Source organism: Paenibacillus jilunlii (assembly GCF_900102965.1).
GTDB classification, from domain to species: domain Bacteria; phylum Bacillota; class Bacilli; order Paenibacillales; family Paenibacillaceae; genus Paenibacillus_AQ; species Paenibacillus_AQ jilunlii.
This window is the reverse complement of sequence record NZ_FNGM01000007.1, coordinates 102,506-120,685: the sequence shown is the minus strand read 5'-3', so window position 1 is coordinate 120,685 and position 18,180 is coordinate 102,506. Positions and strand designations below refer to the sequence as shown.

Annotated in this window: 18 protein-coding genes and 1 pseudogene; 14 read left to right on the top strand and 5 right to left on the bottom strand. The window is 51.8% G+C overall.

Annotated elements, in window-relative coordinates; all coding sequences use genetic code 11:
* Positions 1-73 precede the first annotated feature (73 nt).
* Both msrB and BLQ82_RS14070 read right to left on the bottom strand, forming a co-directional pair.
* The gene (gene msrB / locus BLQ82_RS14075; RefSeq protein WP_062527600.1) at positions 74-1,060 is read right to left on the bottom strand and encodes a peptide-methionine (R)-S-oxide reductase MsrB; all 987 of its coding nucleotides are present in this window, start codon (positions 1,058-1,060) and stop codon (positions 74-76) included.
* A gap of 101 nt (positions 1,061-1,161) precedes the next feature.
* Positions 1,162-1,776: a TVP38/TMEM64 family protein gene (locus BLQ82_RS14070; RefSeq protein WP_062527602.1), complete on the bottom strand. Its 615-nt coding sequence runs from the start codon at positions 1,774-1,776 to the stop codon at positions 1,162-1,164.
* A 148-nt stretch (positions 1,777-1,924) separates the two neighbouring features.
* Between BLQ82_RS14070 and BLQ82_RS14065 the strand changes: the two genes are divergently transcribed.
* The 4 genes from BLQ82_RS14065 (at position 1,925) to BLQ82_RS14050 (ending at position 4,593) form a co-directional block, all read left to right on the top strand.
* Positions 1,925-2,860 carry a Gfo/Idh/MocA family protein gene (locus BLQ82_RS14065; RefSeq protein ID WP_062527604.1) on the top strand — a complete coding sequence of 312 codons (936 nt, stop codon included), beginning with the start codon at positions 1,925-1,927 and terminating at the stop codon, positions 2,858-2,860.
* Positions 2,861-2,886: 26 nt separating this feature from the next.
* Positions 2,887-3,210, top strand: a complete 324-nt coding sequence (locus tag BLQ82_RS14060; protein WP_062527606.1) for a hypothetical protein — start codon at positions 2,887-2,889, stop codon at positions 3,208-3,210.
* Positions 3,211-3,305: 95 nt separating this feature from the next.
* Positions 3,306-3,623, top strand: a complete 318-nt coding sequence (locus BLQ82_RS14055) for a winged helix-turn-helix transcriptional regulator (protein WP_025702950.1) — start codon at positions 3,306-3,308, stop codon at positions 3,621-3,623.
* Between the two features lie 247 nt (positions 3,624-3,870).
* Positions 3,871-4,593, top strand: coding sequence for a hypothetical protein (locus tag BLQ82_RS14050; protein WP_062527608.1), 723 nt, complete (start codon positions 3,871-3,873; stop codon positions 4,591-4,593).
* Positions 4,594-4,739: 146 nt separating this feature from the next.
* Here BLQ82_RS14050 and BLQ82_RS14045 read toward each other — a convergent pair whose 3' ends face one another.
* Complete coding sequence (locus BLQ82_RS14045; protein ID WP_062527610.1) at positions 4,740-5,177, bottom strand: DUF6773 family protein; 438 nt, start codon at positions 5,175-5,177, stop codon at positions 4,740-4,742.
* Positions 5,164-5,379, bottom strand: a complete 216-nt coding sequence (locus BLQ82_RS14040; protein ID WP_062527612.1) for a helix-turn-helix transcriptional regulator — start codon at positions 5,377-5,379, stop codon at positions 5,164-5,166. The genes BLQ82_RS14045 and BLQ82_RS14040 overlap by 14 nt, the downstream gene beginning before the upstream one ends.
* A gap of 238 nt (positions 5,380-5,617) precedes the next feature.
* Between BLQ82_RS14040 and ric the strand changes: the two genes are divergently transcribed.
* The 5 genes from ric to BLQ82_RS14015 all read left to right on the top strand — a co-directional run bounded on the left by ric (position 5,618) and on the right by BLQ82_RS14015 (position 11,093).
* Complete coding sequence (gene ric / locus BLQ82_RS14035; protein ID WP_062527614.1) at positions 5,618-6,349, top strand: iron-sulfur cluster repair di-iron protein; 732 nt, start codon at positions 5,618-5,620, stop codon at positions 6,347-6,349.
* A 191-nt stretch (positions 6,350-6,540) separates the two neighbouring features.
* On the top strand, positions 6,541-7,242 hold the full coding sequence (locus BLQ82_RS14030) for a hypothetical protein (RefSeq protein ID WP_062527615.1): 702 nt from the start codon (positions 6,541-6,543) through the stop codon (positions 7,240-7,242).
* A 212-nt stretch (positions 7,243-7,454) separates the two neighbouring features.
* On the top strand, positions 7,455-9,881 hold the full coding sequence (gene nirB, locus BLQ82_RS14025; RefSeq protein ID WP_062527617.1) for a nitrite reductase large subunit NirB: 2,427 nt from the start codon (positions 7,455-7,457) through the stop codon (positions 9,879-9,881).
* Between the two features lie 30 nt (positions 9,882-9,911).
* Positions 9,912-10,232, top strand: a complete 321-nt coding sequence (nirD, locus tag BLQ82_RS14020) for a nitrite reductase small subunit NirD (RefSeq protein WP_062527619.1) — start codon at positions 9,912-9,914, stop codon at positions 10,230-10,232.
* A 42-nt stretch (positions 10,233-10,274) separates the two neighbouring features.
* The gene (locus BLQ82_RS14015; protein WP_062527621.1) at positions 10,275-11,093 is read left to right on the top strand and encodes a formate/nitrite transporter family protein; all 819 of its coding nucleotides are present in this window, start codon (positions 10,275-10,277) and stop codon (positions 11,091-11,093) included.
* Positions 11,094-11,307: 214 nt separating this feature from the next.
* Here BLQ82_RS14015 and BLQ82_RS14010 read toward each other — a convergent pair whose 3' ends face one another.
* Complete coding sequence (locus BLQ82_RS14010; protein ID WP_269847273.1) at positions 11,308-12,027, bottom strand: Crp/Fnr family transcriptional regulator; 720 nt, start codon at positions 12,025-12,027, stop codon at positions 11,308-11,310.
* Positions 12,028-12,382: 355 nt separating this feature from the next.
* On the opposite strand from BLQ82_RS14010, the gene BLQ82_RS32645 reads away from it, so the two are divergent.
* From BLQ82_RS32645 to BLQ82_RS13990, 5 genes and pseudogenes are all read left to right on the top strand, one after another.
* A complete protein-coding gene (locus BLQ82_RS32645) occupies positions 12,383-13,048 on the top strand; it encodes a glycoside hydrolase family 65 protein (protein WP_062527623.1) in 666 nt (221 codons plus the stop codon).
* Positions 13,049-13,061: 13 nt separating this feature from the next.
* On the top strand, positions 13,062-13,910 hold the full coding sequence (locus BLQ82_RS32640) for a glycosyl hydrolase family 65 domain-containing protein (protein ID WP_244280785.1): 849 nt from the start codon (positions 13,062-13,064) through the stop codon (positions 13,908-13,910).
* On the top strand, positions 13,907-16,204 hold the full coding sequence (locus BLQ82_RS14000) for a glycosyl hydrolase family 65 domain-containing protein (protein ID WP_244280784.1): 2,298 nt from the start codon (positions 13,907-13,909) through the stop codon (positions 16,202-16,204). Before BLQ82_RS32640 ends, BLQ82_RS14000 begins: the two co-directional genes overlap by 4 nt.
* 43 nt (positions 16,205-16,247) lie before the next feature.
* Positions 16,248-16,878 (top strand): annotated as a pseudogene (pgmB, locus tag BLQ82_RS13995) (beta-phosphoglucomutase).
* Between the two features lie 86 nt (positions 16,879-16,964).
* Positions 16,965-17,762: an alpha/beta hydrolase gene (locus tag BLQ82_RS13990; protein ID WP_062527838.1), complete on the top strand. Its 798-nt coding sequence runs from the start codon at positions 16,965-16,967 to the stop codon at positions 17,760-17,762.
* Positions 17,763-18,180: the final 418 nt, after the last annotated feature.

Below are 18,180 nucleotides of genomic sequence, written 5' to 3'. Positions count from 1 at the left end.
AAATGCCGTTGTTAAAGCGCCGAAGGCTGCTTTGCCCGGAAACGACGGCAGAAATGCCGGCCACACCGGTTCGTTACGCCTGTTGGAACAGTGCGCGGTACTCACCGTAGCCTTCTTTTTCCAGATCTTCTTTTGGAACAAAACGCAATGCCGCTGAATTAATGCAGTAACGCAGGCCATTCGGACCGGGACCGTCGTTGAAGACATGCCCGAGATGGGAATCGGCTGTTTTGCTGCGGACTTCGGTGCGGATCATCAGATGGCTGAGATCGGTTTTCTCTTTGACCGAATAGTCACGGATCGGACGGGTGAAGCTGGGCCAGCCGCAGCCGGAATCGAATTTGTCCTGGGAGCTGAACAGCGGCTCTCCGGATACAATGTCCACATAGATGCCATCCCCGTGATGATCCCAGAACTCGTTGCGGAAAGGGGATTCGGTTGCATTGTTCTGAGTGACTTCAAATTGCAGCGGAGTCAGCCGCTCCTTCAGACTAGCTTTATCTTCCTTGTGCTTCCAATGCTCCTCAATAAAGGCGTCCCGGCCGGAGCCCTGGCGGTACCGTTTATAGTGGCCGGGATTCTTGTGATGGTAACCCTGGTGGTACTCTTCCGCACGGTAAAACGGCTTGGCCGGCAGAATCGGCGTCACAATCGGAGCGGAGAAACGTCCGCTGGCCTGCAACGCCGCCTTGGAGGCTTCCGCCTGCTGCCGCTGCTCTTCGGAGTGGGTGAAGATGGCGGTGCCGTATGAAGTTCCACGGTCATAGAATTGTCCGCCGGCATCGGTAGGGTCGATCTGCTGCCAGAACAGCTCCAGCAGCTTGGTATATGGGAAAATATCGGGATTAAAGGTGATCTGCACCGCTTCCACATGTCCCGTAGTTTCTGAGCAGACTTCCTCATAGGTCGGGTTAACGGTATGTCCGCCGGTATACCCGGATACGATCTCGACAATCCCCGGCAATTCTTCAAAAGGAGATACCATGCACCAGAAGCAGCCCCCGGCAAATGTAGCTTTTTCTGTTTTACTGCGTATATTGTCAGCTTGAATATCACTCATGAATATCCCTCCATTCATAGATTGCAATTAAATAGATCACAATGTGATTATAAAACAAAAAGGTGCAGCCTGCCACCAGGCCGCCATTCCAGGCTATTTCGTCAATCCTTGGTCCAAAGCGACCGCGGGCGGAGCGCTAATACAGCCAGAGCGAGCACAACCACATATATAAGGATAGCCATCAGGCCGGTCCGAGGATGGTCGAAGAGCTGGCCTCCGAGAAAAGCATATAAGGCGATGCCGGGGATTTTGCCGAGTCCGGATGCGGTGAGATAGCTCCAAAAGGGTAAACCGGCAGCCCCCGCGTAAATGTTAACCGCCATCTGCGGGATGACAGGAGCCAGCCGGGCCAGGACCACAGCGGCAAACGGCCTCCGCTGCACGGCGGATGTAAACTTGCCCAGGGCAGGTACAGAAGTCAGATATTTGCCGGCTTTTGCCTGGAACATGTATTTAACAATACCATAGATCATCGCCCCGGCCAGGGTGGAGGCACTCCAGCAAATCACGGCAGCGGTCAGACTTCCATAGGCATAACCGTATATCCCGATAATCAGCTTATAAGGCACCACAGGGAACAGCGCCAGTAAAGTGGCGGCACCGAGGCCCAGAAAGACATTATGGTCCTGCCGCAGCCAGGCCAGGATGTCATACCTGTAGATAAACGCGAGGAAAATCCCCGAAACATACAGCAATACCGTCAGCCATTTTCTCATTCTACTATGCCCTTTCTGTCCTTCATTCATCTCATCATACTGAAAAAAATGCTTTTAATGAAGCAAAGATCATTTGTTGCCGCGGCTTGTCACGGTATAATACGTCTAAAAGGAAAAGGAACTACACGCAATCAAGGGAGATATGCTTATGAAAATTACCGGACGCACAAAGGTGGCAATGGTTGGCCTCGGCGACATCGCCCGCAAAGTCTATCTGCCGCTGCTTTCCCGCCATGATCAGGTAGAAGTGGTAGGGGTGCTCAGCCATTCGCCGTCCACCGTGCAGGGGGTTGTCCATTCTTACCGTTTTCCCAGAGGCACTACGGATCTGAATGAGCTGCTGTCCTGGGGGCCGGATGCGGTATTTGTGCATAGCCCAACCCCCACACATTATGATATTGTTATGAAATGTTTAAATCATGGAATATCGGTATATGTGGACAAGCCGCTGTCCTATGATCTGGAAGAATCCCGCCGGATGGCCGGCTTCGCTGAAGAGAAGGGGCTGCTGCTGGGTGTGGGCTTCAACCGCCGCTACGCGCCCATGTATACGGACGCCAAAGCCTGGCTGGATACAACAGGCGGCATCAGCGCCTGCCAGGCGTTCAAGCACCGGACCAGGCTGCAATCCGGCTCCAGCCGTGAGACCGTCCATGACGATCTGATCCATATGCTGGATCTGCTGCTCTGGTTATGCGGGGGAGATGCCGGACTGCTGCACAGCAGTCTGAAGGCTGACGAGACCGGCCGGCTGCTGCAAGCTTCCGGGATGCTGGGCTGGAATCAGGGGGCGACCGGTATGTACAGCATGGTACGGGATGCGGGTGCAGACCTGGAGAAGCTGGAGCTGCACGGCAATGGCAGGTCTGTAGAGGTTGTGGACATGGAGCGGGCAACGCTGTACGAGAAAGGCTCACTGCCGCGCATACAGCATTCCGGGAGCTGGGATACCGTGCTTGAACGCAGGGGCTTCAGTGGTGTGGTGCATCATTTTTTGAACAGCATGGAGGCACCATTGCAATGCGGCATATCCGCTTCAGCCGTCCTGTCCAGCCATGAGCTGGCGGCGAAATTAGCCGATTGATGAAGGAGCAGAAAGGAGGGAACAACATGGATGATTACCGCAAATCCACGGAAGAACAAATCATCGAGAGCTACAAGCGGGATGAGGAAATGATGATCCTGGTTTTTGCCCAGTGGTGTGTGAACAACAAGCTGGACCCGCATGCCCTGTATCTTCAGGCCTATCCGCAGCAGGAAGGAAATGCGGCGCTGAGCCATGCGCTGTCACTGACTGTGCCCATGGATGAAGCGGGATTTATTTCCGACGATACCGTGCTTGGGGTGCTGTCCCTGTACAGCAATGATGACCTCGCATATGTTGTGTCTGAGGCGATAGCGGGGAGGAAACTGCGGCAAGACTTAGAGGATTGAACTTTTTTTTGCCAAACGATGTTCATTAGGTTATAAATGTGTTAAAATTATATATACTAACTTATAGTAAGTTTCGAAAGTGAGAGGTGAGAATAATGGAAGAACATCAATTGACGATGTGCCCTCGATTCGAATCGGCCTTCTCCTTCTTAGGTAAACGTTGGAATGGACTTATTATTCAGACATTGATGAGCGGACCCAAACGGTTCAAGGATATTTCCGGTCTAATCCCGTCGATGAGCGATAAGATGTTGTCCGAACGAATGAAGGACCTGGAGTGTGAAGGAATTCTGGTACGCCATGTGTACCCGGAAACACCCGTACGCATCGAGTATGAACTAACAACTAAAGGCCGCGCGCTTGAGCCGGTTATGCAGCAAATTCAGTCATGGGCGGAGAGCTGGGTCGAATAGCACCCGCTTAAATGTCCTGTAGATAGCCCCCTTTCCGGATGGAGAGCGGGGCTTTTTTCAAACTGCCGCAAAATAAAAATGCACATAACATGTCAGAATATAATATAATAGAAAAAAGTTGCCGCCTATCTCTGTCGTATGGCACATGCACATGTAAAATTCTGATATAGTTGAATATGGCAACGTTAACAGAAAAAGTATATCATTTTCAGGCTAATGCCAACAAAACTTTTAGGAGGCGAGGAAGATGACAACCACCTTGTTTTCCCGGGAAATAACCTATGGAAAAAAAGATGTTGCCGAACTGGAGAGTGCTTCAATCAGGGTGCAGCTAATTTACGACAAAGTGCTGTTCATGCTTCACAGCCACCTTCCCGATTCCTTGTGGAACGACTGGATTGGGGTACCTTATGAGATCATCTCTTCCTTATATAAAGGGGATAACGATAGCGGCAGTGTTTTTCAAAAATGGATTCAGAGCCAGGCGGGCTGGAAATGTATCGGTTGTGAGCGTCATTGCCTGGAGCCTTCGGCAGGTCCGGCTTTTCCATCCTCTGGGCAGCAGCGCAGATTCACCTATCATAATGGCATCCGGCAGAGCATGGTGCTGCAGGCAGTGATTTGGTCGATGTATGAAAATACCGTGCTCTTCCAGCCCTATCTGGGTGAGGAGGCTTTTCTGGATGAGGCCGATCTGGATACGATCTCCACATACTTCGTACCTACCTATCTGACCAAACAGCGCCTGATTGAAAACGGCAAGCGCTGCAAAGAATACCAGGAAGCGAACATCCGGGTGTATCAGGAGTGGATCGCTGCTCCCGATCTGGTGCTGCAGTGGAACGGAGGCCTGACCGAAGGCCGCTGGATGACTGGCGTCTATGTCGACCACTCGCGTTTTGCCGGGCTGGGTCCTTATTTGAAGGATGCGCAGGGCAAGCGGACGTATATGCGGGCAAATGTGAAATAGAGCCATGAGCAAGGGAATATCGTCAAGAAAACACCTCGATTAAGGGGTGTTTTTTGTTGTGTATTTGTTGTGCTTAGCGGATACGTCATGAAAGCTGCAAAGGATAAGTTGTACAGTGCCGGGCTAAAATCAGGGCAATCGGAATATTAAGCATCCTCCCGGTTGTTTCTGCATCTGATCCAGAACACCGTACCCAGGATAACCAGTCCAACAGCTGTAAAAATCATCAGAATGGCCGGTCCGGTGCCGCCAGATGTTTTTCCGGATGAGCCCATCCAGGCGGCGGTGATGACGCATAATGCGACAAGAATGGCCAGAACGGCACCCAATATGCTTCTGCCATTAGCCGTCAGATTCCCGCTGCCCGGCCCTACATAGGAACCGTTCCAGATGATCCGCACCAGGTAAGAACCCACACCAACAAGAAAAATAACGTAGTTGCTCAGGGGATATTCAAGCCAATGAATTCCGTAATTTTGCAGACCCATATCCGCGAGCAGCAGGAAGGCCAGCAGGATAAACGCCTGATTCCCCGCCTTGTGCTTTTTTTGCAATTGTCTTTCGTCCAGATTAGTTCTCCCCATGCTCAGCACCCTCCCAAAAAAGTTGATCCAGCGTCTTGCCCAAGGTTAAGCAAATATCAATGCACAATCTGATCGTGGGATTGTAGTCACCGTTCTCGATAGCAATAATTGTCTGTCTGGTAACTCCCACAGCATCTGCCAGCTGCTTCTGCGACATATCTTTTGCCGCTCTGGCGGCCTTCAGCCTTAAATTTTTCCCCATCCCATCACCTCGATTAAAATGTAATATATACCATTCATAATGTCAAATATATTTTACATGTGCGGATGTAGAGAAGATATAATCGTTGAACTTATCTTACTAAATTATGCTTGAGTTTCTGACGTTCATTAAAATTTTTTATATTTAGTGCGTACAATCACAAGCAGCCACTTCCGCCAGCGTTAAGGTAAGAGGGTAAAAAGAAAACCTAAACCAACAACGTAAGGGAGGGGCCAGCATGACGGCCAAACAATTTAACAATACAGTGACGGAGGGCTCCGTCCATTTTTCCGGTGAAGCGATGGTTAGAGATATCGTCCTTCAATTCCCCAAAGCGGCGGATTATTTCAAGGCGCAGCGGATCGATTTCTGCTGCGGAGGCGCAAAACCTTTGGCAGAGGCTGCAGCAGAAAAAGGGCTTGATACGGGAGCAGTGCTCGAGGATCTGAACAAGCTGCGGGCCGAACATCCGGTGCTGGAAGAAGATACGGCTTGGAATGAAGCTTCGTCAGAAGAGCTGGTCGAATACATTATCAATAAGCATCACAGATATTTGCGCGAGGAGCTCCCGCTGATTGCCCAGAATGTGACCAAGGTCTTCCGCGTACACGGTGAGGATTCCCCGCATTTGGCGGAAGTGCACCGGCTGTTCCATACGCTGCGGGAGGAATTGCTGGAGCATACGGCCAAGGAAGAAGAAAGCGAGTTCCCCAAAATGCTGGATTATGAGAAGAATCCTACAGAGGACAGCCTGACTGAGCTGCGTGGACTTCTGCGTACGCTGGAAGCGGAGCATGACGGGGCGGGCGATATTTTGCGCGAGCTGCGGAGAGTTACCAATGATTACACACCGCCGGAGCACGCCTGCACCACCTATCGTCTCACCTATGCCCGGCTTGAAGAGCTGGAGGGAATGACCTTTGAGCATGTCCATCTGGAGAATAATATCCTGTTCCTGCGTTACCAATAGAACCTTGAGCAATCCACAAGTCCCTTAGGGGACTTTTTTTAAATATGAGGCTTCATATATTTAGGAATGGCGGCAGGAAGATTTGAGAATGGCACCCGTTTACGTTATTCTTAAAAAGACTATGTACATCATCAAGACATGCCTGAGCAGCAGCGGAGACTGAGAGCGGGCGGAAGAAGGCGGTGCCGGAAATGTCCGCGAAATGGGTGTGGCGCATTTGGCTGGGAATATTAATAATTGCAATAACGGGCGGCTGCTCTTCGGTTATTGGCGCCCAGACCGAAGGGAACAACGGCGGAGCCGGAAATGCAGGACCTGCGTTTTCGGTGCGTGCCGGTGACAGCGAGCTGGCCGGAAGCTCGGGGGGACAAGTAAGCGAGGCCTTTAAGGACGGCATACCGCTGATTGAACTGCTTAAGAAGAGTGGGGTAGCCACATTTGCGGAAGACGGGTACAGTCTGTTGACGGTCAACAAAGTATCTCTGAGTCCTGAGTGGATTTGGGAAATACAATTGAACGGCAAAAAAATAACGGATTGGAACAGCGGTGTTGACCGCAGCGACAGCATACTTATTGCGGCAGAACCTGCGGCAGCCGGGGCCGAGCAGCAGCCGGTCATTTTTACCGTGAATGGCGGAAGCGAGCAGCCGGAAATGACTCATTCGTATGTGCTGCCGTATTCCGAGGATTTGTCCGTCCGGGGTGTGCTGAAGAGCAGCGGTATGGTTTTATTGGCCGAGGATAATAAGACAGTGATAAGCGTTATGGATTACAAGCCGCTCAGCAATGAGGCATGGACGCTGAAGGTCAACGGCAAGCAGCTGCTGGACAGTGGAATCGACATGAAGCTTAGACCCCAGGATACCTTGGAGGTAGCACTTGTGCTGCGTTAGTTGAGGAGGATAGCGCCGGATTTCTTTTGCTCCTATGCTTGGGAATCTGGCATTTTTTTGTCCAAAAGGCTTAACGGTTAACCTACTGAATTATGTGAAAGTCTTCACATTTAATGTGATTGCAATCACAAAGTCTTTTCGAAAATCAACAGTATAATTTCACTATCAGGTGTGTTGTGATGAAATGCAGATGGTTTAAGGAGGGCACAACAATGACAGTGGAGAGAGAAAAGCTAGTACTCATTGGTAACGGTATGGCAGGTGTAGGTACGATAGAGCAGATTTTGAAGCTCGGCGGCGCTTATGATATTACTGTATTCGGCAGTGAGCCGCATCCCAATTACAATCGGATTATGCTGTCCTATGTGCTTGAAGGAAGTAAAACGATAGAGGAGATCGTGCTGAATGACCGCCAGTGGTATGCGGATCACAATATCACGCTGCACACAGGAACGACCGTGATCCGGATTGATGAAGCGGCGCGGCAGATTATCACAGATAACGGGATGTCGGTTCCATATGACAAGGCCATCATTGCTACAGGCTCGAATTCGTTCATTCTGCCTGTACCGGGCAGCGACAAAGAAGGCGTAGTAGGCTTCCGTGATATCGCGGATTGCGATGCCATGATTGCAGCTGCCAAGCAGTACCGTACAGCGGCGGTTATCGGCGGCGGACTGTTGGGGCTGGAAGCGGCAAAAGGACTTGTGAACCTTGGCATGGATGTTACGGTCGTGCATCTGCTGGAGGATCTGATGGAACGGCAGCTGGACCACAATGCTTCCTCTATGCTTCAGGCGGAGCTTGCGCGCCAGGGCGTGAAATTTGCTATGGGCAAACAGACAATTGAACTGACCGGGGACGAACGTGTTAACGGACTGCGTTTTAGTGACGGAACGGAACTGGCAGCGGATTTTGTCGTTATGGCCGTTGGGATTAAGCCTAACACGCTGCTGGCCCAAGAGAGCGGCATTACGGTTAACCGCGGGATTGTAGTCGATGATTATCTGCAAACCTCGATGCCGGGTGTATATTCCGTTGGCGAATGTACGGAGCACAGAGGTATCTGCTACGGTCTGGTAGCACCGCTGTTCGAGCAGGGAAGTGTGCTTGCGAAGCACCTCTGCGGTGTACAGACTCAGCCTTATGAAGGTTCAGTTGTAGCCACCAAGCTGAAAATCTCCGGAGTAGATGTTTTCTCAGCCGGTGAGTTCACGGAAACCGCTGAGCATACGGTCATCTCGGCCAAGGATGAATGGAAGCGGACCTACAAGAAGATTTTGCTCAAAAATAACATTATCGTCGGTGCAGTGCTGTTCGGTGATGTCACGGAATCGGCCAATCTGCAGAAGCTGGTGAAGCAGGGTGCGGAGATGACCGACGAGATTTACAGCGAGGTTATGGGCACCGGCTGCTGCGGCGGAGGCAGTGCGAAGAAGGGCATGTCGGTAGAGACGATGGCGGATGAAGAGATTGTCTGCGGCTGCAACGGCGTGACCAAAAAAGCCATTGTCGATGCCGTTACGGAGAATGGCTTCACGACTGTGGATGAGATCAAAGCCTGCACCGGAGCTACCCGTTCCTGCGGCGGCTGTAAGCCTGTTGTTGAGCAGATCCTGCAGTTTGTCCTTGGGGACAGCTTCCAGCAGAGCGCCAAGCAGGGAATCTGCGGCTGCACCACCTTGAGCCGGGACGAAATTGTAGCCGAAATCACCGCAAAAGGCCTGAAAACGACCAAAGAGGTCATGAATGTACTGGGCTGGAAGCAAGCTGAGGGCTGCTCGAAATGCCGTCCGGCCGTGAACTATTATCTGGGTATGCTCTACCCGGATACACATGAGGATGAGAAGGAATCGCGCTTCGTCAATGAACGGATGAGTGCGAATATTCAGAAGGATGGCACCTTTACGGTTGTGCCGCGCATGTATGGCGGGGTAACTACACCGGAGGATTTAAAGCGGATTGCCGATGTCTCCTTGAAATATGATGTAAAAGTAGTGAAGGTAACCGGCGGACAGCGTCTGGACCTGATTGGGGTCAAAAAAGAGGATGTGCCTAAAGTATGGGAAGAGCTTGATATGCCATCGGGTTATGCCTATGCGAAATCGCTCCGTACCGTAAAAACCTGTGTAGGTTCCCAGTTCTGCCGGTTTGGCACTCAGGATTCTATGGGTATGGGGGCGCTGCTGGAGCGCAAATACGAACGTCTTGATTTTCCGGCCAAGTTCAAAATGGCGGTTAATGGCTGCCCGCGCAACTGTGCGGAATCCTGCACAAAGGATATCGGTATCGTCGGCAACGATGGCGGCTGGGAGATCTTTATTGGCGGTAACGGCGGAATCAAGCCGCGGATCGCGGACTCCTTCTGCAAAGTGAAAACCGATGAAGAGCTGATTGAGGTTTGCTCCGCAGTTATGCAGTATTACCGTGAGACTGGCAACTATCTGGAGCGGACTTCTGAGTGGGTGGAACGCATAGGGCTTGAACAGATACAGCAGGTGATTCTGGACAATGAAGACAACCGCAAGGAGCTGGCGGCCCGGATTGATTTTGCCCTGGCACAGGTTTCTGATCCATGGAAAAAAATGCTGGATGACCAAGAGACACGTACCGCATTGTTTGAGCAGACCAGAGTCTGACCCATACTGACTTAAAGAGGAGAGAGCACGATGAAAACTGCGACACAAGAATATGCTGTAGGCAAAGTGCAGGACTTCCTGCTGCAGATTGGCCGGGTTGTCGTTGCGGGAGGGGTGGAGCTGGCAATATTCCGCACCTCTGACGGAGAGATTCATGCTATAGAGAACCGCAGTCCGCACCCCAAAGGCGGTCCGCTGGCCGAGGGGATCGTCTCCGGCTGCTACCTGTATGATCCGCTGTATGACTGGAAGATCGATCTGCGCAGCGGCGAAGTGCAGACCCCGGATCACGGCAAGGTGAAGGTTTACCCGGTAGTCCTGGACGGAGATAGTGTAACGGTTAGCTTGTAGGCTGGCATCATCAATTTTAATGAGGAATGGCGGGGTGGACGGGTGTTTACACAAAGTGTGGAAAATATCGTAGAGACGGCAGCATCCAAACGTGACAAAATGAATGAAAGTCTGCCGAAGTATTTTCTTGCCGCATTGTTGGCCGGAGCATATGTAGGTATTGGTATTATTCTGATTTTTTCGCTGGGAGCACCGCTGGCGGCGGTTAAATCACCTTTTCAGCCGCTGATTATGGGGACGTCCTTCGGGATTGCCCTGACGCTGGTCGTCTTCGCCGGCTCAGAGCTGTTCACCGGAAACAATATGTTTTTCACCGTAAGCACCCTTGCCGGACGGACCAGCGTGTGGGATACGGTGAAGAATTGGATCATCGTCTTTATCGGAAATGTAGCTGGTGCCGTGGTTCTGGCTCTGCTAATCCGGGGCACGGGATTGTTTAGCGCTGCTCCGGCGGAACATCTGATCTTCACCGCAGCCGCCAAAAAAATGAGCTTGCCCTTCTCTGAGCTGTTCTTCCGCGGTATTCTCTGTAACTGGCTGGTCTGCCTGGCACTATGGATGGCCTCGCGTGCCAAAAGCGAAACTGCCAAGCTGGTGCTGATCTGGTGGTGTCTGTTCGCCTTCATCGCGAGCGGCTATGAGCACAGTGTAGCCAATATGACGCTGCTTAGCGTAGCGGTGCTGCTGCCTAACCATCCGGAAACGGTCAGTCTGGCTGGATGGTTTCATAATATGATTCCTGTTACCTTAGGCAATATTATTGGCGGGGGCGTGTTTGTCGGCATGGCCTATTGGCTGATTTCTCCGGTGCGGGCCGCACGGCCAGGCGTTATCACCGGGACCAAAAAACAAGTAAGCTAGCTCTTTAGCAGAGCCCTGTGGTCGAATGACTGCAGGGCTTTTTTGGCATGAGCGCTGCGGGGGACTTGTCCGAACACTGAGAATAGAGCAGCCCGTGATATTTACATAAAAAAAGACGCCCGACAAGGCGCCTTTGACCACTCTATTAGTTATGCAATAATTACGGGTCATATATGATTCATTGAGGAGAATAGAGGGTATTAGTATTAGGAAATTAAATGCGGCAAATTTCGTTCGGACACAATTCACAGTGGCAGATGTCCTGGAGCATCGAAAGATCCTTGATGACAATCATGCCGTTCTCATATTCCACAGCATCTTTTTTACGCAGATCGCTCAGCATCCGGTTGACGCTCTCACGGGTAGCACCGATCATGTTGGAGAGATCCGTATGCGTAATCTTTTTGTTGATCAGAATGCTGTCCCCGCTCTTCTCGCCATAGGTATTGCCCAGCCGGATCAGCGTGGAGCACAGTGCGCCAGGCTTGCCATACATCATCAGATCACGGAATTTGGTCTGTGTGAGACGGTGGTGGATACCCATCCATTTCATAAAATCAATGGCAAAATCGCAATGCTGGCAGATCAGAATCTCCAGATCCTTCTGCTCGATAACGCCCACTTCACTTTCTTCAATTACTTCGGCGGTAAAGCTGTGCTTGGTGCTGAAAAAAGGGTCTGCCTGACCTACCATGTCGCCTGCCTGATACATATACAGAATGAGTTCTTTGCCTTCGTCGGTAGATTTGGTTAATTTCACACGTCCACGTTTGATATAAAACAATTTATCCGAGTAGTCGCCCTCCCAAAACAGGTGAGAGCCTTCTGGCACCATACGCTCTTTCATTGTAACCAGAAGCCGGTTAAAGTTCTGTTCGGAGAAACAGTTTGTATTTCCGTGGGCTTCGATAACATTATAATGTTCCTTTATCATAATCGACATCCCCTTTATTCCCTCAGTTTTTCAGTAAATTTTAAATTAATTATACATTGAAATTCCTCTTTATGGGTGAATATTTTCCCGAAAAAGTGTCGAATTTTTAACATTGTGATAATTTTCACTTCAAAGGTGTGAGATTTAATATGATTTTGGCCTGAAATCGGGATCAAAGTCTTTTTTGATCATAACGCAATCTGCAGGTTTCTTTCAACTCCGTAAAAATGCACATAACTCTGTTATCGGCTGACATTGGCCTTCTTTCTCCTGGGAGCTACGCTGGAAGTGAGCGTCCCACGGTTTCTGATTCACACAGCCGGAGGACACAACTCAGGAGAAGGAGAGTTCATACATGGCAAAAGTAGCAGACAAATATCTGCAGGTTGATCCCTGGGCTGTTATCGAGGAAGGTTTTGATCCATTGCGGAACCGGACCTCGGAATCGATTTTTTCGGTAGCCAACGAGTATATGGGGGTGCGCGGCTATGCCGAGGAGGGCTACAGAGGGGATTCCCTGCCTGGCAGCTACTTCAATGGCCTTCATGAGCAGTTGGAGATCGGCAATCATTACAAGGGAATGATCCGTTCGCTGCGTTATATGGTAAATGCGGTGGACTGGCTGCATACGCGCCTTACGGTTGACGGTGAACAGCTGGATCTGGCCCGCTGCCGGATAGCGGATTACAGCCGCAGGCTGAATTTCCGCACAGGCACCTATCGCCGCGAATTCATTTGGCTGCTGGGGAGCGGCAAGAAGCTGAGGCTCACTTTTACACGGCTGGTAAGTATGACAGATTCCCATCTGGGCTTGCAGCAGGTTGTGCTGGAGCCGCTGAATTTCTCGGGAGATGTAGAGATATGCACCGGACTTGATTTCGGCTGCATCCATGAGGAACGCGGCCAGGGCATGTGGAGAAGTCTGCGCAGTGGGGTACAAGACGGTGTTACCGCCATGATGGCGGGCACTCTGAACACGGGCAACAAGCTGTTTTCGGGCTTTGTTCTGCAATCCTCCTGACGAATTCCAGCTGATGGTGAATAATAACTGCTACATTAACCTTATGGCCAAGAAAATGTTCGAATTTACGCTGGAGATGCTAGCCGGGATGGAGGCACAGGTGCCGGATGCCTACGCTGAACTAATCAGGAAGACAGGGCTCCGGACAGAGGAATTAACCGATTGGAGCCGCAAGGCGGAGCATATGCGGATACCTCTTGACCCGGCTAGCGGGGTGTACGAGGAGCATGACGGTTATTTTGATCTGCCGCACATCGATATTCATTCCATTCCTGTAACGGATTTTCCCCTGTATTCCAAATGGTCCTACGACCGGCTGTACCGCTATGACATGATTAAGCAGCCCGATGTGCTGATGTTTATGTTCTTATATAATGGGGAGTTCTCCCTGGAAGCCAAGCGGGCCAATTACGAATATTACGAGCCGAGATGTATTCATGAATCCTCGCTTTCGCCGTCAATCCACTCCATCTTGGCCAGTGAGATCGGCAAAGAAGAGGAGGCCTATCAATTCTTCGAGTTCGCGACCCGGCTTGATCTGGACAATTACAACCGGAACACCCGCGAAGGCCTGCATACCACTTCGATTGCTGCGGCCTGGATGAATATCGTGTACGGCTTCGGCGGCATGCGTTCAGACGGCGAACGTCTCTCCTTCCGCCCGACGCTGCCGCAGCGCTGGACCTCTTACAGCTTCCAGGTGATGTATGAAGGGGTGCTGCTGGGCGTTACAGTGAACAGTGAGCATGTAGGGTTCAAAGCTCTGCAAGGCGGAACAGCAAGCATTCTGGTGTATGGACAGGAGATTAAGGTGGATGCCGCAGGAACAGTGCTTCCGCTGGGCGAAGGGATGCTGGCATGATGAGCTGGACCGTTCGTGATTCAAGTTTTGACAAGGCCCGGATCATAACAAACGGCAACAAGTACATGACCGGAAATGGCTATATGGGCTATCGCGGCACCCTGGAGGAGTTCGGCAAGGATCAACTGGCTGCGGTGACGCTCGCAGGGGTGTACGATCAGGCCGGAGAGCAGTGGCGGGAACCGGTTAATGCTCCCAACGGGTTGTACACGGTATTAGTCTGCAACGGGCAGCGCCTCAGTGTTCTGGAGACTGAACCGCTTGATCACAAGCAGGAGCTCGATATCCGCAGTGCAGTTCACTGGAGAAAGACAATTTACCGCATACCGGAGGGCGGCGAGCTGATTTACAGTGCTGAGCGTTTTGCCAGTATGGCTGAGCTGCATTTACTGGCCGGCAGGCAGACTGTTAAGTGTACAGCGGACTGCCGGATCACGATTGAGACGGGCATCGACAGTGAAGTGTGGGATATTAACGGCCCCCATTTGCAGGATAAGCAGGAAGTGTTCAAGAATGGGGTGCTGCTGTCTTCCGCAACTACGGGGGAGCTGCGGCTTCCGGTTGCTGCAGCTGAGCTGTCAGTGTCTGAATTTGGCGGGCTGAAGCTCTCCAAGGCGGGAACACTGCGGAGGATGACTTTTGACGCCAAGGCTGGAGAAATCTATGAATGGTTCAAATATGCAGCCGTATATACCGGTCTGGATATGGAAGGTGATCCAGAGGTATTGGCAGAGCAAGCGGTTCAGGCGGCGGCAGAGGCAGGGTACCGGGATCTGCTGCAGGCTCACCGCAGAGTGTGGGAGGAGCGCTGGTCCCGCTGCGATTGCCTCATTGCAGGGGACAACGCTGCGCAGTTTGCACTAAGGTACAGCATGTATCAGCTGATGATCATCGCACCTACGGTGTCGGAAAAGGTGTCCATCCCGGCCCGGGGCTTATCCGGCCAGGTCTACAAGGGCGCGGTATTCTGGGATACAGAAATGTCCATGCTGCCTTTTTTTCTGCACAGTGATCCCGGAGTTGCCCGCAATCTGATGATGTACCGGATTCACACGCTGGATGGCGCGCGGCGCAAAGCGGCTGAATATGGGTATCTTGGGGCGTTCTACGCCTGGGAGAGCCAGGATTCGGGAGATGATGCCTGCACCCTTTTCAATGTGAATGATGTCTTTACGGGCCGCCCAATGCGGACATATTTCCGTGATAAGCAGGTCCATATCAGTGCGGATGTGGTGCATGGAATTTGGCAGTACATTCAGTTTACAGGCGACGACAGCCTGCTGCTGGACGGCGGGGCCGAGGTCATTTGGGAATGTGCGCGTTTCTTCTGCTCCTATGCCTATTACAATCCGGTAAAAGAGCGCTATGAGCTTCTGGATGTTACCGGTCCGCATGAATATCACGAGCGCGTGAACAATAACGCTTTTACCAATGCCTTGGTTAAAGAAATCCTGGAGATTGCCCTGCACAGTGCACAATTGCTGGAGAGCAGGTACCCGGAAGCTTACCGCGAATTGTACAGGCAATTTACAGGAGGTCCGTTCCTGACAGAATTCCAGACTCTGCTGGAAGGGCTGTATCTTCCCCAGCCGGACCCGGATACGCTCCTGATCGAACAATTTGACCGTTATTTCCAGCTCGAAGAGGTAACTTTGCCGGAGCTGAGGTCACGGGTGATTAACAAAAATGAATATTGGGGCGGCGGCAACGGGCTCGCCACCACCACCAGAATCTTGAAGCAGGCGGATGTTGTGCTGATGCTGAACCTGTTCAAATCAGCTTTTACTAAGAAAGTGAAGCAGGCGAACTGGGAGTTCTATGAACCGCGTACCGAGCATGGCTCCAACCTTAGCCCATGTATCTACGCGCTGGTGGCTGCCGAGATCGGCTCGTCCGATTGGGGTTATCCTTATTTTATGCGGACGGCCACTGTCGATCTTACCGGAGAATCGAAGCAATATGTGGGGGATCTCTATATCGGAGGCACACATCCGGCAGCGAATGGCGGGGCGTGGATGGCCGCGGTGCTTGGCTTCGCAGGGGTGCAGTTCGACGGAGCTACCGTCTGCCTGAAGCCGGCGCTGCCGGAGCATTGGCAGTCGATTGAACTGCCGGTTACGCTGCGCGGAGACCAGTACAGACTGCGTGTCACTCGTGATGAAATCGTGATTACAGCGGCAGCGGGCAACCGTGAGGCTCTGGCTTTTGCCGGATTCGGAGGCCCGGCTGAGCTGTGCGGACCGGGTACACAGCTGCTGCTGCGCTCGGCTGAGCGGGCAGCGGCAGAACATTGATAAAAGGCAGAAAGTTTATATAAATGGAGAGGATAGAATATATATGCTGGAGCATATGAAGGGTGCAATCTTTGATTTGGACGGAGTGATTGTAGACACAGCCAAATATCATTATCTGGCCTGGCGCTCGCTTGCCGCAGACCTCGGGTTCGAATTCACGGAGGCCCATAACGAAAGGCTGAAAGGGGTTAGCCGTATGCGATCACTTGATATTCTGCTGGGGATCGGGGCCTGGAGATCGATGAAGCGGAGAAGGCGGCGATGGCCGAACAGAAGAATCGGCTATATGTAGACTATATCTCGCGCCTGGATGATTCAGAACTGCTGCCTGGCGTCCGCGAATATCTCGGTAGGCTTAAGGAGCAGGGGGTAGGCATTGCTCTGGGTTCTGCCAGCAAAAACGCCGTATTCATCCTGGATAAGCTGAAGCTATCCGGGCTGTTCGATGCGGTTGTTGACGGCAACACCGTATCCCGTGCCAAACCGGACCCCGAGGTCTTTGAGACCGCTTGCCGCAGCCTCGGGCTGCAGCCTGCGGACTGTGTGGTTTTTGAGGATGCGGAAGCGGGAATTGCCGCCGCCAAAGCGGCAGGGATGCGGGGGTGGTTGGCATCGGCAAGCCGGAGGTACTGGAAGCAGCCGACATTGTCGTCGCAGGATTGCATGAATTGTAGGACCTTGGTAGACTTATTGCAGGAAAAGAAAGCGATTTCCTGTATGAAATAATTCTATCCAATGGAAGAAAGCTTGAGGGATGAAGATGAAGACAATATTGTTATGGCCGGAAGGGGCGCCTGGCGCGCTGGGAACAAGCGATGAGGATTGCCCGGCGATTACGCCTTATCTGTTGGAAGGTGACAAGAACGCCGCTGTGCTTGTCTGTCCGGGCGGCGGGTATGGCATGCGTGCAGACCACGAAGGAGGACCGGTGGCTGAATGGCTGAATACACTGGGAATCTCGGCTTTTGTGCTGCGATACCGCGTTGCACCTTATGGATATCCCCATGCGCTGCGGGATGCTCAGCGTGCGCTCCGCACGATCCGTTACCGCGCTGAAGAGTATGGGATAGATCCTGACAGACTGGGAATCCTGGGATTTTCTGCAGGCGGACATTTAGCTTCTGCTGCCGGTGTCTTGTTTGATGCGGGGGACGAGGCAGCTTCAGAGCTTTTGGAACGGAAGTCCTGCCGTCCGGATTTGCTGATTCTATGTTATCCGGTAATATCCATGGCTGAAGGAGTGACCCATCAGGGCTCCAAGGAGAATCAGCTGGGGACAGACCCCGATCCGGAGCTGGTGAAGCGCCTTAGCAGCGAGCTTCAGGTCACGGAAGCTACCCCGCCCGCCTTCCTGTGGCATACCTCGGATGACGGATCGGTGCCTGTGGAGAACAGCCTGCAATTTGCTGCTGCGTTAAGCCGTCATCATATACCGTTCGATCTTCATGTCTATGCTCATGGCCAGCATGGGCTTGGCCTGGCCGGCGGGGAGCCGCACACCCGAAGCTGGACAGAGGCCTGCGCGTCCTGGCTGGCGTTGAACGGCTATACGAAGTAGTGGAAAGTCTTTTCTAAAAATGTTCGAAACATCATCGTTCCTATATAGAGTGAACTTGAAAAACTAACAAAAGGGAAAAGGGATGGAGGGGAGTTTGGATACTTACGGAGCGAATGCGTCCGCCTGAGAGCTTTCCGCAGGAAAGCTGGCTTCGTAAGCATATGCTTTGTCTGCGGATTTCCACCGCGAACAGCGGTAACAATCAAGAAATCTGTAGATGGGCAGCTGCCGGAAGTCCAAACATTCTCCGTAGTCCCGACGAAGTCCCTAATGTAAAGATCTTAAGTTCACTCTATATAGATGATCATGCAAGGGGACTGTCTAATGACAGTTCCTTTTTTTTTCAGTCAAATTTGATAGTCTTTTTCTAAGTAGCGCCTGTTGAAGAAGTAGCTGAGCAGTGCTAGTTGGATAAAGG

Excerpts from the sequence above, each read along its gene's own strand:
- msrB (WP_062527600.1), bottom strand. The coding sequence starts at position 1,060 with ATGAGTGATATTCAAGCTGACAATATACGCAGTAAAACAGAAAAAGCT.
- BLQ82_RS14070 (WP_062527602.1), bottom strand. The coding sequence starts at position 1,776 with ATGAGAAAATGGCTGACGGTATTGCTGTATGTTTCGGGGATTTTCCTC.
- BLQ82_RS14065 (WP_062527604.1), top strand. The coding sequence starts at position 1,925 with ATGAAAATTACCGGACGCACAAAGGTGGCAATGGTTGGCCTCGGCGAC.
- BLQ82_RS14060 (WP_062527606.1), top strand. The coding sequence starts at position 2,887 with ATGGATGATTACCGCAAATCCACGGAAGAACAAATCATCGAGAGCTAC.
- BLQ82_RS14055 (WP_025702950.1), top strand. The coding sequence starts at position 3,306 with ATGGAAGAACATCAATTGACGATGTGCCCTCGATTCGAATCGGCCTTC.
- BLQ82_RS14050 (WP_062527608.1), top strand. The coding sequence starts at position 3,871 with ATGACAACCACCTTGTTTTCCCGGGAAATAACCTATGGAAAAAAAGAT.
- BLQ82_RS14045 (WP_062527610.1), bottom strand. The coding sequence starts at position 5,177 with ATGGGGAGAACTAATCTGGACGAAAGACAATTGCAAAAAAAGCACAAG.
- BLQ82_RS14040 (WP_062527612.1), bottom strand. The coding sequence starts at position 5,379 with ATGGGGAAAAATTTAAGGCTGAAGGCCGCCAGAGCGGCAAAAGATATG.
- ric (WP_062527614.1), top strand. The coding sequence starts at position 5,618 with ATGACGGCCAAACAATTTAACAATACAGTGACGGAGGGCTCCGTCCAT.
- BLQ82_RS14030 (WP_062527615.1), top strand. The coding sequence starts at position 6,541 with ATGTCCGCGAAATGGGTGTGGCGCATTTGGCTGGGAATATTAATAATT.
- nirB (WP_062527617.1), top strand. The coding sequence starts at position 7,455 with ATGACAGTGGAGAGAGAAAAGCTAGTACTCATTGGTAACGGTATGGCA.
- nirD (WP_062527619.1), top strand. The coding sequence starts at position 9,912 with ATGAAAACTGCGACACAAGAATATGCTGTAGGCAAAGTGCAGGACTTC.
- BLQ82_RS14010 (WP_269847273.1), bottom strand. The coding sequence starts at position 12,027 with ATGATAAAGGAACATTATAATGTTATCGAAGCCCACGGAAATACAAAC.
- BLQ82_RS32645 (WP_062527623.1), top strand. The coding sequence starts at position 12,383 with ATGGCAAAAGTAGCAGACAAATATCTGCAGGTTGATCCCTGGGCTGTT.
- BLQ82_RS32640 (WP_244280785.1), top strand. The coding sequence starts at position 13,062 with ATGGTGAATAATAACTGCTACATTAACCTTATGGCCAAGAAAATGTTC.
- BLQ82_RS14000 (WP_244280784.1), top strand. The coding sequence starts at position 13,907 with ATGATGAGCTGGACCGTTCGTGATTCAAGTTTTGACAAGGCCCGGATC.
- BLQ82_RS13990 (WP_062527838.1), top strand. The coding sequence starts at position 16,965 with ATGAAGACAATATTGTTATGGCCGGAAGGGGCGCCTGGCGCGCTGGGA.